At 71.6% G+C, this 13,030-nt stretch carries 14 protein-coding genes; 7 read left to right on the top strand and 7 right to left on the bottom strand.

The annotated features are described in order from the left end of the window. Positions 1 to 43 precede the first annotated feature (43 nt). Positions 44 to 805 (bottom strand): UMP kinase, encoded by a 762-nt coding sequence (pyrH, locus tag ELI80_RS03740; protein WP_136649691.1) that lies wholly within the window; start codon positions 803 to 805, stop codon positions 44 to 46. A gap of 76 nt (positions 806 to 881) precedes the next feature. Between pyrH and miaA the strand changes: the two genes are divergently transcribed. Both miaA and ELI80_RS03730 read left to right on the top strand, forming a co-directional pair. Next, entirely contained in the window at positions 882 to 1,817 is a 936-nt protein-coding gene (gene miaA / locus ELI80_RS03735; protein ID WP_438943052.1) for a tRNA (adenosine(37)-N6)-dimethylallyltransferase MiaA, read from the top strand. Positions 1,818 to 1,959: 142 nt separating this feature from the next. Further along, positions 1,960 to 2,877, top strand: coding sequence for a helix-turn-helix domain-containing protein (locus ELI80_RS03730; protein ID WP_161596420.1), 918 nt, complete (start codon positions 1,960 to 1,962; stop codon positions 2,875 to 2,877). On the opposite strand, the gene ELI80_RS03725 is transcribed toward ELI80_RS03730, so the two are convergent. From ELI80_RS03725 to ELI80_RS16315, 3 genes are all read right to left on the bottom strand, one after another. Continuing rightward, a complete protein-coding gene (locus ELI80_RS03725) occupies positions 2,874 to 3,635 on the bottom strand; it encodes an RlmE family RNA methyltransferase (RefSeq protein WP_136649688.1) in 762 nt (253 codons plus the stop codon). The genes ELI80_RS03730 and ELI80_RS03725 overlap by 4 nt on opposite strands. A 17-nt stretch (positions 3,636 to 3,652) precedes the next feature. Next, positions 3,653 to 4,777, bottom strand: coding sequence for a Ppx/GppA phosphatase family protein (locus tag ELI80_RS03720; RefSeq protein ID WP_136649687.1), 1,125 nt, complete (start codon positions 4,775 to 4,777; stop codon positions 3,653 to 3,655). A gap of 132 nt (positions 4,778 to 4,909) precedes the next feature. Further along, entirely contained in the window at positions 4,910 to 6,088 is a 1,179-nt protein-coding gene (locus tag ELI80_RS16315; protein WP_236641311.1) for a Hint domain-containing protein, read from the bottom strand. 250 nt (positions 6,089 to 6,338) lie between these two features. Here ELI80_RS16315 and ELI80_RS16170 point away from each other — a divergent pair, with 250 nt between their 5' ends. From ELI80_RS16170 to ELI80_RS03695, 5 genes are all read left to right on the top strand, one after another. After that, a complete protein-coding gene (locus ELI80_RS16170) occupies positions 6,339 to 6,509 on the top strand; it encodes a hypothetical protein (RefSeq protein ID WP_201740546.1) in 171 nt (56 codons plus the stop codon). Then, on the top strand, positions 6,509 to 7,690 hold the full coding sequence (locus ELI80_RS03710; RefSeq protein ID WP_136649686.1) for a vWA domain-containing protein: 1,182 nt from the start codon (positions 6,509 to 6,511) through the stop codon (positions 7,688 to 7,690). Before ELI80_RS16170 ends, ELI80_RS03710 begins: the two co-directional genes overlap by 1 nt. A 118-nt stretch (positions 7,691 to 7,808) precedes the next feature. Next, positions 7,809 to 8,513: a M48 family metallopeptidase gene (locus ELI80_RS03705; protein WP_136649685.1), complete on the top strand. Its 705-nt coding sequence runs from the start codon at positions 7,809 to 7,811 to the stop codon at positions 8,511 to 8,513. Between the two features lie 76 nt (positions 8,514 to 8,589). After that, positions 8,590 to 9,786: a hypothetical protein gene (locus tag ELI80_RS03700; protein WP_136649684.1), complete on the top strand. Its 1,197-nt coding sequence runs from the start codon at positions 8,590 to 8,592 to the stop codon at positions 9,784 to 9,786. Beyond that, complete coding sequence (locus ELI80_RS03695; RefSeq protein WP_236641310.1) at positions 9,783 to 11,156, top strand: cytochrome P450; 1,374 nt, start codon at positions 9,783 to 9,785, stop codon at positions 11,154 to 11,156. Before ELI80_RS03700 ends, ELI80_RS03695 begins: the two co-directional genes overlap by 4 nt. A gap of 1 nt (position 11,157) precedes the next feature. Here the strand turns inward: ELI80_RS03695 and ELI80_RS03690 are convergent, their stop codons facing one another. The 3 genes from ELI80_RS03690 to ELI80_RS03680 all read right to left on the bottom strand — a co-directional run. Continuing rightward, positions 11,158 to 11,556: a group III truncated hemoglobin gene (locus tag ELI80_RS03690; RefSeq protein WP_136649682.1), complete on the bottom strand. Its 399-nt coding sequence runs from the start codon at positions 11,554 to 11,556 to the stop codon at positions 11,158 to 11,160. Between the two features lie 31 nt (positions 11,557 to 11,587). Next, a complete protein-coding gene (gene nagZ / locus ELI80_RS03685; RefSeq protein WP_236641318.1) occupies positions 11,588 to 12,559 on the bottom strand; it encodes a beta-N-acetylhexosaminidase in 972 nt (323 codons plus the stop codon). Between the two features lie 122 nt (positions 12,560 to 12,681). After that, on the bottom strand, positions 12,682 to 13,030 hold a 349-nt coding region (locus tag ELI80_RS03680; protein WP_136649681.1), incomplete at its 5' end, for an SPOR domain-containing protein.

The raw sequence follows: 13,030 nt of genomic DNA, 5'->3' as shown, positions 1-13,030 counted from the left end.
CTGCCTGTCGGAATCCAACGGCGCGGCGCGGCGACGGTTCCCGTCAGCCGTGGACGCGGGTCGACGTGCCGGTACCGTTCAGGATCGACCGGAAGCCGCCCGGCTCGTCCAGCGAGAACACGATGATCGGCAGGTCGTTGTCGCGGGCGAGCGCGATGGCCGAGGCGTCCATCACGCCGAGGTGCTTCTGCAGCACCTCGTCGTAGGTCACGCTCTCGTAGCGCCTGGCGTCAGCATGCTTGACCGGGTCGCGGTCGTAGACGCCATCGACCTTGGTGCCCTTGAAGATCGCCTCGCAGTTCATCTCGGACGCGCGCAGGGTCGCGGCGGTGTCGGTGGTGAAATACGGGTTGCCGGTCCCGGCCGCGAAGATGCAGATGCGCTTCTTTTCGAGGTGACGCACGGCGCGGCGGCGGATGTAGGGCTCGGCCACCTCGTCCATGCGGATCGCGCTGATGACGCGGGTGTGGATGTTCTTGGCCTCGAGCGCCGCCTGCATGGCGAGCGCGTTCATCACCGTGGCGAGCATCCCCATGTAGTCGGCGGTCGTCCGCTCCATCCCCTGCGCGCTGCCCTGGAGGCCGCGGAAGATGTTGCCGCCGCCGATCACCATGCAGATCTCGACGCCAAGCTTGTGGACCGATTCCACCTCGTCGGCGATGCGCGCCACCGTCGGCGGATGCAGGCCGAAGCCTTGGTCGCCCATCAGCGCCTCGCCCGAGATCTTCAGCAGCACCCGGTTATAGCTTCTCGGAACGCCGTGGCCGGCGCCGCCGGCGGGGGTGGTCTGTGTCGCTTCGGTCATCGGGTCCCCGCTGTCTGCCGACTGTTTCGCTGCGGCGGAAAATGTCGCAAATGGCGTGGATGCACAACCGGTCCCCTTGATGCCCGCCCCCTACCCCCGTCCCGACCCACGTCCCGCCGCGATCGACTTTCCCGCGGACCTGCCTGCGGTCGATCCGGCCCGGCACGTCCTGATCGCGGGCCCGACCGCGTCGGGCAAGTCGGCGCTGGCGCTCGCAATCGCGCGGGCCCAGGGCGGGGTGGTCGTGAACGCCGACGCGCTGCAGGTCTGGTCGTGCTGGCGCGTCCTGACCGCCCGGCCATCGCCCCGGGACGAGGCCGCGGCGCCGCACGTGCTGTACGGCCATGTGGACCCCGGCCACGGCTACTCGGTCGGCGACTGGCTGGCAGAGGTTGCGGCGCTGATGGCGACCGGCCAGCGCCTGATCATCGCCGGCGGAACCGGGCTGTATCTTTCAAGCCTGACGCGAGGGCTTGCGGTGATCCCGCCCGTTCCGGCCGCCATCCGCGCCCGCGCCGATGCCTGGCTGGCCGCGGGCGGCCTGCCCGGAATGGTGCGCGCGCTCGACGAACGCACCCGCGCGGGCATCGACCTGCGCAACCCGGCCCGCGTCCAGCGCGCGTGGGAGGTGCTGGAGGCCACGGGCCGCGGCCTTGCCGACTGGCAGGCCGACACCCCTGCCCCGCTCATGGATGCGAAGGCCGCGACGCGGCTGGTGCTGAACACCGACCGCGATGCGCTGGCGGCGCGGATCGCGCGCCGGTTCGACGCGATGCTGGCCGAAGGCGCGCTGGACGAGGTCGCCGCGATGCTGCCGCGCTGGCAGCCTGCGGCCCAGTGGACCCGTGCGATCGGCGCGGCGGAACTCGCGGCGCACCTGCGGGGTGAGCTGACGCTGGCCGAAGCGCGCGAGCTGGCGGTGATCGCCACCCGGCAATACGCGAAATCGCAGCGAATCTGGTTCCGGAACCGGATGCGCGACTGGGATCAGCTTGCGGTTGACGTCGGCTGACAGGGAAACAACCGGAACATTCATCGGCCGCTAACGTTTGTTGACCAGAGTGTCACTTGCGCCACGGCAGGAACCGATGCTGAACCCCGACCCGCATCTGCTCGATTCGGCTTCGCTGCAAACGCCCGTAGGGGACGTTCCGGTGAAGCGCGCCCCAGCGCGGCCCGTTGAAGCGTTGCAGGCGGACACCCCGCCCCTGCCCGCGCGTGTCCGGATCCAGCCTGGCCTGACCGCGCATGTCCTCGACGGCCTGCGGGTCGTGCCGCTTGCGAGCTTCTGGTGGGGCGGTGCGGGCGCGGCGCGGCGCCCGCGCGTGCGCAGTGACCACGTTCTTATGCTGGTGGACGCGGGCGGGGTGCGGATCGACCTGCCGCGCACCGGGCAGGTCTGCGGCGCGGGGCAGGTCGTCTTCGTGCCCGCGGGCAGCGCCTTTGCGGCGCAGCCTTCGGCCGATGCCACGGGCGCGGTGCTCCGGATCCCGTCGGCGCTGACCCGTGACCTGGCGCCCGCCCTGCCCGCGCAGCTGATCGCCGGCACCGCGACGTCCGAACTGCACGGGGAACTGGCCGCCCATCTTGCCGCGATCCAGCGCGACACCGGCCTGCCGGTCGCGACAGCCCGTCAGGCGGCGGACGCGCGGCTGCGGCTGCTGTCCATCCTGCTGCAGCGCCGCGACCTGTTCGACAACGCCCCGCCGCCACCCGCCGCGATCACGCAGCTGCAGCACGCGTCGAAGCGGATCGTGCGCGACTTCATGGCGCTCGCCGCACGCGAACTCGGCCGCGGCCGCACCCTGTCGGAACTCGCGCAGGCGATCGGCGTCACTCGCGTGGACCTGGAGGCAGCCTGCCTGGCGCAGCGCGGCCAGACCGCGCTGGAGCTGCTGTACGAACTGCGGCTCGAAGGGGCGATGGCGCTGCTGCGGACCGGGAAAGACGGCCTCGGCAGCATCGCCGCGCAGGCCGGCTATACCGGGGTCGCGCATCTGAACCGCGCCTTCGTCGCGGCGACGGGGCGACCGGCCGAAGACTTCCGCAGGGCGCAGCCCGGCCGCGCCTAGACGTCGTCCTCGACCGGGTCGCGTGGCGCCGGTTTTCCTCGAAACCCCTGCGCCACGACGAACTTCTCGGACGAATCCGCACGGCTCGCCGGGGGCTTCACGTTCGCGACCTTGTCGAAGTTCTGCTTGAGCAGCGTTTGCAGCCCCGCCTCGGCCCCGCCTGCCAGCACCTTGGCCACGAAGGTGCCGCCGGGCGTCAGTACGTCGAACGCGAAGGCCGCCGCCGCCTCGACCAGCGCGACGATGCGGAGGTGGTCGGTGCCCTTGTGGCCCGACGACGCCGCCGCCATGTCCGACATCACGACGTCGGCCGGGCCGCCCAGCCACGCCTTGACCTTCGCATCGGCATCGTCGGACAGGAAGTCGAGCTGGTGCAGCTCGGCCCCCGCGATCGGGTCGATCTCCTGCAGGTCCACGCCCAGCACCCGGCCCTGCTTGCCGCCGCGCTCGCCCAGCGCGTTCACCCGCGCCACCGCGACCTGCGACCAGCCGCCGGGGGCCGCGCCCAGGTCCACGACCCGCGCGCCGGGCACGAGGAAGCCGTACTTGTCGTCGAGTTCCAGGATCTTGTAGGCCGCGCGGCCGCGATACCCCTCGCGCCGGGCGCGGGCCACGTAGGGATCGTTCAGCTGCCGTTCCAGCCACAGCGTGCTGGAAAGCTTGCGCCCCTTGGCCGACTTCACGCGGACCCGCAGGTCCCGCTGCCCGCGGCCCGAGCTTTTCCGCGCCCGGTCTCCCGGCTTCTTTCCTTCGGTCATCTCATCCCCGGTCGATCTCAGGCCACCCCGTTCACGCCTTCGGGCGTCAACACCCCGTCGCGCACCATCTGGGCGTAAAGCAACCCCTCGCGCAGCCCGCGATCCGCGACCGACAGCCGGTTCGTGGGCCAGACCCGCATGAGCGTCTGCAGGATGGCCACGCCGGACATGATCAGCGCGTGCCGTTCGCGCCCGATCCGCGGATCCGCGCGCCGCCCCTCGGGGCCGAGCGCGAGGTAGTCGCGGATCACCCTGTCGATCTGGGGCGAGGTCATCGTCAGCCCGTCCACCTTGGTCCGGTCGTAGCGCTTGAGGCCGAGAAAGCTTGCCGCGACGGTCGTGACGGTGCCCGAGGTGCCGATGATCTGGAAGTTCTCGCCCGCCCGCCCCTCGGTCGCATAGGGGACGAAATCGGCCAGCATCTCCTCGAAATGCCAGCTCATCAGGGCGAAGCGGCCCTGGTCGTCCTCGACGTCCACGAACTGGTCGCGCAGCGTGGCGACACCCAGCGGCACGCTGATCCAGTCGACGACGCGGGCAGCGCCGGGCTGCGGATTCCCGAATCCGTCGCCCAGCGCCATGATCGCGCGCGGGCGTTCCGCGGGCTCCACGCCGCTCACGTCGATCCACACCAGCTCCGTCGAGCCGCCCCCGATATCCACGATCAGCAACTGTTCCGTCCTGAGGCTCACCAGCGGCGCGCAGGAGATCACGGCGAGCCGCGCTTCTTCCTCGGGCTGGATGATCTCGATCGGAAGGCCCGTCTCGCGACGGATCGTCCGCATGAAGTCGCGGCTGTTCCGGGCGCGCCGGCACGCCTCGGTCGCGACAAGCCGCATACGCGCGACGCTGTGCTTTTCCAGCTTCCGCCGGCAGACCTGCAGGGCATGAACCGTGCGCGCCATCGACTGGCGCGACAACCTGCCCGACGCTTCCAGCCCCAGCCCCAGCTGCACGGGCTTGGAGAAGCTGTCGATGACCTGGAACTGATTGCCCGCGGGACGGGCAATCAGCATCCGGCAACTGTTCGTACCCAGATCAAGAGCCGCGTACAGCGTGCTCTCGTCGGGCTGGCGGGCGGCGGAAGGCTCGACCGATGGTTCCGGGAACGCGTCCGCACCCGCGGGACGCCTGGGCGTCATGGCAACGCCCTCCGATTTCAAGTTGCCTCAAGGGTAATGTCCGCCCCCGTCGCGATCAAGACCCCGTGCCGCTCCGCCGTGCCGAACCCTGCGCCGGGGATGCGGGGCGCAGGCCCGCATCCCTGCGCGCGCCTATTGCATCGCCAGCCCGGCGTGACGCTGCGCCAGCCCGCGGCCCTGCCTGCCCGACAGGAAAGGCCGTGCGCCGCTGTCGGGCAGCCCGTCGCGGAGTTCCGGGAACAGGGTCAGGATCTCGCGCCGCCCCTCGTCCGTGAGCGAGGCGAGCGCCTGTTCGCCCAGGAACAGCGACTCGGTCTGGGCGCCTTCCGACCAGATCACCTCGTGCCGGTCGAACAGGATGTGGTGATAGGACACCGAGGACACGTCCCGGGCGATCTCGACCCCGTCCAGAGCCAGCAAGTGCTTGGCCGCGACCAGAACCTCGTCCTGCCCGAACAGCTCGCGCGCGACGGCCGAGCGCACCATGACCCGGTGCTGCGGCGACACGATCAGGTCGCGGCGCGGCAGCTGGTCGCCGAGCGCACCCTTCGCGATGCGGATCGGCAGCAAGGCGGGGTTCGCGCCCAGGTCGACCGCATCCAGCGTGCGGACGCCGACCCAGCGGACCTGCTGCATCCCGTGATCGACCGTCTGGACGAAATCGCCGACGCCGATCTTCTCGACCGGGCGCTGACCCTTGGCGGTCTTGATCCGCGTGCCTGCGGCGAAGCAGGGCACGAAGCAGACGTCGGGGCGGCACGTGGACAGGTTGTTGTTGAAGGGGTTCAGCTCGGCCAGCTTCGTGATCTTCAGCGACTTGATCGGCCCGGCCGTCAGCGCGTCGTTGTTGCCGTCGAGGTTCGGCACCAGGAAGGTGCGGCCCAGGTCGTCCTGCATGACGGTGACGAGCGCGTTCTCGGACTGGCTGCCGTCGAGATAGGTGATGGTCGCGCGGTATTGCGTCACCCCGTCGAAGTTGAACGTGTCGTCCGTCCCGCCGCCGCCGACATCGACGGCGCGGTCGGTCGTGAACGTCTCGAAGCCCTTGCGGTCGCCGATCCCGTTCTCGCCGAACAGCTTTCCGTCGCCGTTGGCGTCGTTCGTGGTGACGGTGACGATGCCGTTCGCCAGGGGGGCGTCGGCGCTGCCGAAGGTGGTGCCGAGCAGCGTGAAGCTGGTCTCGGTCCCGGGCAGACCTTCGAACCTGTCGATGTACCGGCAGGAGTCCACGTCGCCGAGGTAGATAGCCTTGAAGTGTTTGGCCGCATCGGCATCGTCCGACGGGTGCGTCGGCGTCGTCGTCTGGAACATGTGACCCTCGTCAACAAACAGTCATGATCAGGTCCGGCGAGCATAGCGCAGACCTGCGCCCAAAGAACCCCGACCGATAAAATTCTGCCCGAAAAAATGAAGGCCAGCGCCGCTTTTCAACCCTGCGATTTATGGAAGCCAGCCGCGATCAACCCCTGCGGTAGCGCTGCCGCCACGCTTCCAGCTTGCGGCCCCGCCCTGCGCGGCCTAGATCGGACCCGACCGCCGGAACGGCGCCCGGAGCACCGACATGATCATCGCAGCCGCCCTCGTCCTCGGCGCCATTCTGGGCGACCTGCGCGCGCGAACCCGGGGCGGGAACGGCAGCGACCGGCTGCAATACGCCGCCGCCCACGCGATCGCCTTTGCGCTCGTCGGCCTGTTCGTCACCATCGCGCTGGACCGCGCGATGAGCGGCTGATGTTCCGCCCGTTCATCGATTCGCTGCGTCGGCACGGGGTGCCGGTCAGCCTTCGCGAATGGCTGGACCTGATGGGGGCGATGCAGGCCGGAATCGCCGGATGGTCGGTGGATGAGTTCCACACCATCGCCCGCGCGGTCCTCGTCAAGGACGAACGCCACATCGACCGCTTCGACCGCGCCTTCGCCGAGACCTTCGCGGGCCTCGACACCGTGCCGGTCGAGGCGCTGGTCGAACAGGCGGCGCTGCCGCGCGAGTGGCTGGAAAAGCTGGCCGAGAAGCTGCTCACCGACGAGGAGAAGGCCGCAATCGAAGGCTCGGGCAGCTTCCAGGCGCTGATGGAGAAGCTGCGCGAGCGCCTGGCCGAACAGCAGGGCCGCCACCAGGGCGGGAACAAGTGGATCGGCACCGCCGGCACCTCGCCCTTCGGCGCCTACGGCTACAACCCCGAAGGCGTCCGCATCGGCCAGGCCGAAAGCCGGCACCGGCGCGCGGTCAAGGTCTGGGACAAGCGCGAGTTCCGCGACTTCGACGACCAGGTCGAGCTTGGCACCCGCAACATCAAGGTCGCGCTGAAGCGCCTGCGGCACTGGGCCCGCCACGGCGCCGCGGACGAGCTCGACCTGCCCGCCACGATCCGCGCGACCGCCGATCACGGCTATATCGACGTCCGGACCCGGCCCGAACGGCGCAACGCGGTCAAGGTGCTGCTGTTTCTCGACGTGGGCGGCAGCATGGACGACCACATCCGGGTGGTGGACGAGCTGTTCTCGGCGGCGCGGGCCGAGTTCCGGCAGATGAAGCACTTCTACTTCCACAACTGCCTGTACGAGGGCGTGTGGCAGGACAACCGCCGCCGCTGGGACGCGCAGACGCCGACCTGGGAGGTGCTTCACACCTACGGGCGCGACTACAAGTGCATCTTCGTGGGCGATGCCTCGATGTCGCCCTACGAGATCGCGGCCCCCGGCGGCGCCAGCGAACACTGGAATCCCGAGCCGGGCGAACTGTGGCTGCGCCGTGCCTGCGAGACGTGGCCCGACCACGTCTGGCTGAACCCGGTCCCCGAACAGCACTGGGGCTACACGCCGTCGATCGGCATGATCGGCCGTGTCTTCGAGAACCGGATGATGCCGCTTACGCTGGAAGGGCTGACCCGCGCGATGCGGGTGCTCGGCTGACGGGGATCATCTTCTGTCCCCAAGTATCCCGGGGTGAGGGCCCGCGGGGCCCGAGGGGCAGCGCCCCTTCCCGTCCGGCAAGATTGACGCCCCGTCCGCCCCGCCCCAGATTGCCCCCATGCTGAAGCTCCTGCCGATCCTGCTCCTGATCGCCTACTGCGCCGCGGTATGGTTCCTGTCCGCGTGGCGGCTGAAGCAGGAGCTGACGCGCAAGTCGACGCCGCTTTCGCACCCGCGCCTCACCCCCCTGCTCGCGCGGCTGGGCGAGGCGCTGGACCTGCCGCCGATCCGCGCGCATGTCTACCACGTGGACGAGGTGAACGGCCTCGCCGCCCCCGATGGCCGCATCTTCCTGACGCGGGGTTTCATCACCAAGCTCGACGCAGGCGAGGTCACGCCCGAGGAACTTGCCTCGGTCGTCGCGCACGAACTCGGCCACGTGGCGCACGGGCACGCACGGCGGCGGATGCTGGATTTCGCGGGGCAGAACGTCATCCGCACGGTGCTGGGGGGCACGCTGGGGCGGTTCATCCCCGGCATCGGCCCCTGGATCGCGGGGATGGTCGCGAGCGCCGTCGCGGCGGGGCTGTCGCGCAAGGACGAATACCAGGCCGACGCCTATGCCGCCGCGCTGATGACCAAGGCGGGGTTCGGCACCGGTCCGCAGGTTGACCTGCTGGCGCGGCTGGAACAGCTCGCCGGGCGGCCGTCGCGGCATGGCGGCCGGCCTGCGGGCCCGGTCGCGTGGCTCGCGTCGCACCCGCCGTCGCACAGGCGGATTGCCGCGATCCGCGCGCTCGACGCCCGCTGGCGCCAGCCGTGACCCTGCCGCCCGCGCCCGCCCGTCCCCCCGTCCGCCCCCCCGCCCGCAGCGGCGTTCACTGCCGCGAGACGTCGTGATGGCGCGTCCGTTCCGCCGCAAGGTGCTCTACATCCCCGGCTACGACCCCGTTCCACCCCGGCGCTACCGAGAGCTCTACCGGCGCGAGGGGGCCGAGCAGGCGCGGATTTCTGGCTACCGCATCGAACTTGGGCCGCGCAGCGATGGCGCCGGGTTCGGCTGGGGCGTCACCGGCGATTTCGGTGGAAAGCGGACCGAGACCGCCTTCGAGGTGCTGGTCTGGGCCGATGTCGTGCAGGGCTCGATGGGCCGCTCGATCGCTGCGACCTACGCCCAGCTGATCCGCACCGCCTGGGTCTATGTCGCGTCCGGCGCGCTGTGGCGGCTGATGCGGCTGCGGCGCGGGCCGGTGCTGGCCGCGCTCTATCCCGTGGCGATGCTGCTGGCGCAGGCGCTGACGGCGCTTGCGGTCGGCGCCGCGACGGCGTGGATCGCGGCGTGGTGGTTGCCGTATTGGCTCGCGCTCGCCGTCGCGGCGCTGGCCGCGTGGGGCGTCCTGGCGGCGTTCCGGCGGGCGGATGGCCGGCTGTTCGCCTATTACCTGATGCACGACTACGCCTTCACGGCACAGGGCGGCGGCGCCTATCCGGCGGTGCTTGCAGCGCGCATCGCGGTCTTCGCCGACCGGATCGCCGCGGCGCTGGACGAGGACGTCGACGAGGTGCTGGTGGTCGGCCACTCCTCGGGTGCCTACCTCGCCGTGTCGGTGCTGGCGGATCTGGTCCGGTCCGGTCGCGCGACCCCGGACGGGCGGCTGGCGCTGCTGACCCTTGGCCACGTGGTGCCGATGGCGGCCTCGCTGCCGCGGGCGGACCGGCTGCGGGGCGATCTCGGCTATCTGTCCACCCGGGCCGAGGTCAACTGGGTCGACGTGACCGCCCCCGGCGACGCCTGCTGCTTTGCGGTCTGCGACCCGGTGTCGGTCGCGGGACAGGACCGGCCGGGGCGGCGCGGGCCGCTGGTGCTGTCGGCCGCGTTCAACCACACCCTGTCGGCGGAACGCCGCCGCGCGCTTCGCAGACGCTGGTTCCGGCTGCACTTCCAGTATCTGTGCGCCTTCGACCGGCCCGGAATGTACGACTACTTCGCGATCACCGCCGGTCCGCTGCGGCTGGGCGACCGCTTCGCCGGCCGAGGCCACTCACCCGCCCGCATCACCCGGCCGGCCGTGCCGCGCGAATGGACAGCCCCGTGATCCCGCCGAAGCCCGCCCCCTCGACCCGGCCCGGCACCGTCGCGCGGCTCGCGCGCGGGTTCCGGCGCGACCTCCTGTCGGCGCTGCCCGCGAAGCTCTACCGCGCCTGGATGGCCGAGTTCCGCAGCCCGCTGATCCGCACCGCGCTGTGCAACGATCCCGCGCTGGTGCGGCTGGTGCTGCAGGAACGTCCCGGCGACTTCCCCAAGTCCGCGCGCCTGAACGAGGGGCTGGCGCCCCTGCTAGGGCGGTCCGTCTTCGTCACCAACGGCGGGGAATGGGCCTTCCAGCGCCGGATCATCGACCCGGCATTCGAGCGCGGACGCCTGCGCGAGACGTTCCCGGCGATCCGCGATGCCGCGGATGCCGCGGCCGAACGGCTGGGGGCGGTCGCCGCGGGCGGCGCGGTCGAGATCGACATCGAGCCCGAGACCAGCCACGCGGCCGCGGACGCGATCTTCCGGACGTTGTTTTCCCTGCCGATCGAGCATCGCATCGCCGCACAGGTCTTCGCCGCCTTCCGCGCCCACCAGGACGCGCAGCCGATCGTGAACGCCGCCGCGATCCTGCCGTGGCCGCGCTGGCTGCCGCGTCCCCATTCGCGCCGCACCCGCGCCACCGCCGCCACGATCCGGCGGCTGATCGCAGACCTCGTCACCGCGCGCGCAGCCGCGATCGCGGCCGGCACCGCGCCCGACGACCTGGCGACCAAGATCATGACCACCGCCGATCCGCTGACGGGACGCGGCTTCACCCCGGCCGAGATGGTGGACCAGGTCGCGATCTTCTTCCTCGCCGGGCACGAGACGTCGGCCAGCGCGCTTGCGTGGTCGCTGTGGCTGCTGGCCGCGTTCCCCGACTGGCAGGATCGCGTCGCGGCCGAGGCGCGCGAGGTGCTGCCCGCCGGAGCCACGCCCGACCTTGCGGCCATATCCCGCCTGACAGTCGCGCGGGCGGTGTTCCGCGAAGCGATGCGGCTGTACCCGCCTGTGCCGATGATGGTGCGCGAAACCACCCGGCCCGAGCAGCTGCGCGGCCGCGACCTTCCGACCGGGACGCAGATCATCCTGTCGCCCTGGCACCTGCACCGGCACGAAAGGCTGTGGGCCGACCCCGACGGCTTCGATCCGGGCCGCTGGGACCGCTCCGAGGGGCGGACCAGCGCGCGCGACGCCTACATCCCCTTCAGCGCGGGCCAGCGGGTCTGCCCCGGCGCGGGGTTCGCGATGATCGAAGGGCCGCTGATGCTGTCCCTGATCGTGCGCGGCCTGCGGCTGGAGCGCGGGTCGGCCGATCCGGTCCCCGTGGCGCGGCTGACGGTGCGCGGGCGCGACGGGATCCGCCTGAGGCTGTCGCGCCGCCTGCCCTGAGCTAGCGCAGGATCGGCGGGCCGCCCGCCGCACCGGTCCGGACCGCGATCCGCAGCCCCGCGCCGATCCGGTGCGCCAGCGCCGACCAGCCCTGCGCCGCCTCGCGCGGCAGGGTGCGGGCCAAGGTCGCGTCGAAGAGCATCAGCCACGGCTCGAAATGCTCGGGCGCGACGTCGCCCGCGCTGCGGTGAACCTGCGTCGGATTGCCGTCGTAGCCGCGCTCGTACAGGATCGCATTGCGCCAGAAGGCGGCGATCCTTTCCTCGTGCGCAAGCCAGTCGGTGACATGGCGGGCAAAGATCGGCCCCAGCACCTCGTGCCGGCGGACGGCAGCGTAGAAGACGCGCACGACCTCGTCGATCTGCTGGGGCGTGACGGGAAGGCGGGGCGGGACGGTCATGGGCCGAAGCTGGCCCCGCAGCGTCGCCGGTTCAAGCCCCGGCGGGCGCGAGCAGCGCGCGCAATTCGTCGCGGAGGTCGGCCGGGTCCGCGGCATCAGGCGGCCCGCGCCGGTCCAGCGCCGCCTGCGCGCGCCTGGCCGCCGCGTCGGTCATGGTGCCGGCAGCAGCGACGGCCTGCGCGAACTCGGCCCGCGTCGCGTTGCAATGCAGCACCAGATCGCAACCCGCCGCGATGGCCGCCGCCGCGCGCTGGCCCACGTCGCCGCTCAGCGCGTTCATCCCGATGTCGTCGCTCATCAGCAGCCCGCCGAAGCCGATCCGGTCCCGGATCAGCGCGATCGCGGCGGGTGACGCCGTGGCCGGCCGGTCGTCCACCTGCGCCAGCCGGATATGCGCGGTCATCCCCATCGGCAGGTCCGCGAGCGCCCGGAACGGGGCGAAGTCGGTCCGGTCCAGTTCGTCGGGCGCGGCGTCGAGAACCGGCAGGTCGTGGTGGCTGTCCACGCGGGTGCGGCCGTGGCCGGGCATGTGCTTGACGACCGGCAGCACGCCCGCCGCCAGCAGCCCGTCCGCAGCGGCGCGGCCCATGCGCGCGACGGTTTCCGGATCGGACCCGAAGCAGCGGTTGCGCAGGAACGGGTGCGTTTCGTCCCGCGCGATGTCGAGACAGGGCGATGCGTCGCAGTCGATCCCGACCGCGCGCAATTCCTGCCCCATCAGGCGGTGGCGCAGATGGACGGCGCGCTCTCCGTCGGCGGCGCTGTCGAGGGCGGCGGGCCACTCGGTCCAGTGGGGGCCGCGCAGGCGCTGGACGCGGCCGCCTTCCTGGTCGGTCATCACGATCGCGTCGCGCCCCACGGCGTCGCGCAGGTCGGACGTCAGACGCCGCAGCTGGTCGGGGTCGCCGACATTCCGGGCGAACAGGATGAAGCCCCAGGGGTCGGCGTCGCGCAGGAAGGCGCGCTCGTCGCGGCCAAGCTCCAGGCCCTCGACACCGAGGATCGTGGCCCCGTGGCGAGAGCCGTTATGACTCCCATCGGAGTTGGGGTCCGGCGAAGCGGCGGACGCCCCGCCGCGGGGCGACAGGGCGTTCGGGGCGGCGGGATGGGTCCGTCCGGACCCGGTCACTTCGCGACCGCGGGGATGCAGTCGCCGCCAGCCTCGATCAGCGCGGCGCAGAACTTGCGGGCGGCGTCCCGGTCCTCGAAACCCGCGACCCGAAGCCGCCAGAAGGTGCGCCCGCCCGCCTCGTGCTTCTGCACGACCGGCGCCTTGCCCGCGAAAAGCGAACTGTAGCGGCCCGAGATGCGGTCCCATTCGGAGCTTGCGATCGCATCGCTGTCGAAGGCGCCGATCTGCACCAGCGCGGCGCCCGATTCCACATTGGCGGACGCCGCGGCCGGGGTGGGGGCGGGTGCCGCCGGTTCGGCCGGCGCGGCCGCGGGCGCCTCGGCCGGCGCTGCGGCGGCTGCC

Source organism: Paracoccus aeridis, from assembly GCF_004923205.2.
Lineage (GTDB): Bacteria > Pseudomonadota > Alphaproteobacteria > Rhodobacterales > Rhodobacteraceae > Paracoccus > Paracoccus aeridis.
Note: the sequence above shows the minus strand (reverse complement) of the source record. Positions and strands in the feature narration are given on the sequence as shown.

Bases quoted from the DNA above. Each gene is read 5' to 3' on its own strand.
- pyrH (WP_136649691.1), bottom strand. From the start codon at position 805: ATGACCGAAGCGACACAGACCACCCCCGCCGGCGGCGCCGGCCACGGC.
- ELI80_RS03725 (WP_136649688.1), bottom strand. From the start codon at position 3,635: ATGACCGAAGGAAAGAAGCCGGGAGACCGGGCGCGGAAAAGCTCGGGC.
- ELI80_RS03720 (WP_136649687.1), bottom strand. From the start codon at position 4,777: ATGACGCCCAGGCGTCCCGCGGGTGCGGACGCGTTCCCGGAACCATCG.
- ELI80_RS16315 (WP_236641311.1), bottom strand. From the start codon at position 6,088: ATGTTCCAGACGACGACGCCGACGCACCCGTCGGACGATGCCGATGCG.
- ELI80_RS16170 (WP_201740546.1), top strand. From the start codon at position 6,339: ATGATCATCGCAGCCGCCCTCGTCCTCGGCGCCATTCTGGGCGACCTG.
- ELI80_RS03710 (WP_136649686.1), top strand. From the start codon at position 6,509: ATGTTCCGCCCGTTCATCGATTCGCTGCGTCGGCACGGGGTGCCGGTC.
- ELI80_RS03705 (WP_136649685.1), top strand. From the start codon at position 7,809: ATGCTGAAGCTCCTGCCGATCCTGCTCCTGATCGCCTACTGCGCCGCG.
- ELI80_RS03700 (WP_136649684.1), top strand. From the start codon at position 8,590: ATGGCGCGTCCGTTCCGCCGCAAGGTGCTCTACATCCCCGGCTACGAC.
- ELI80_RS03690 (WP_136649682.1), bottom strand. From the start codon at position 11,556: ATGACCGTCCCGCCCCGCCTTCCCGTCACGCCCCAGCAGATCGACGAG.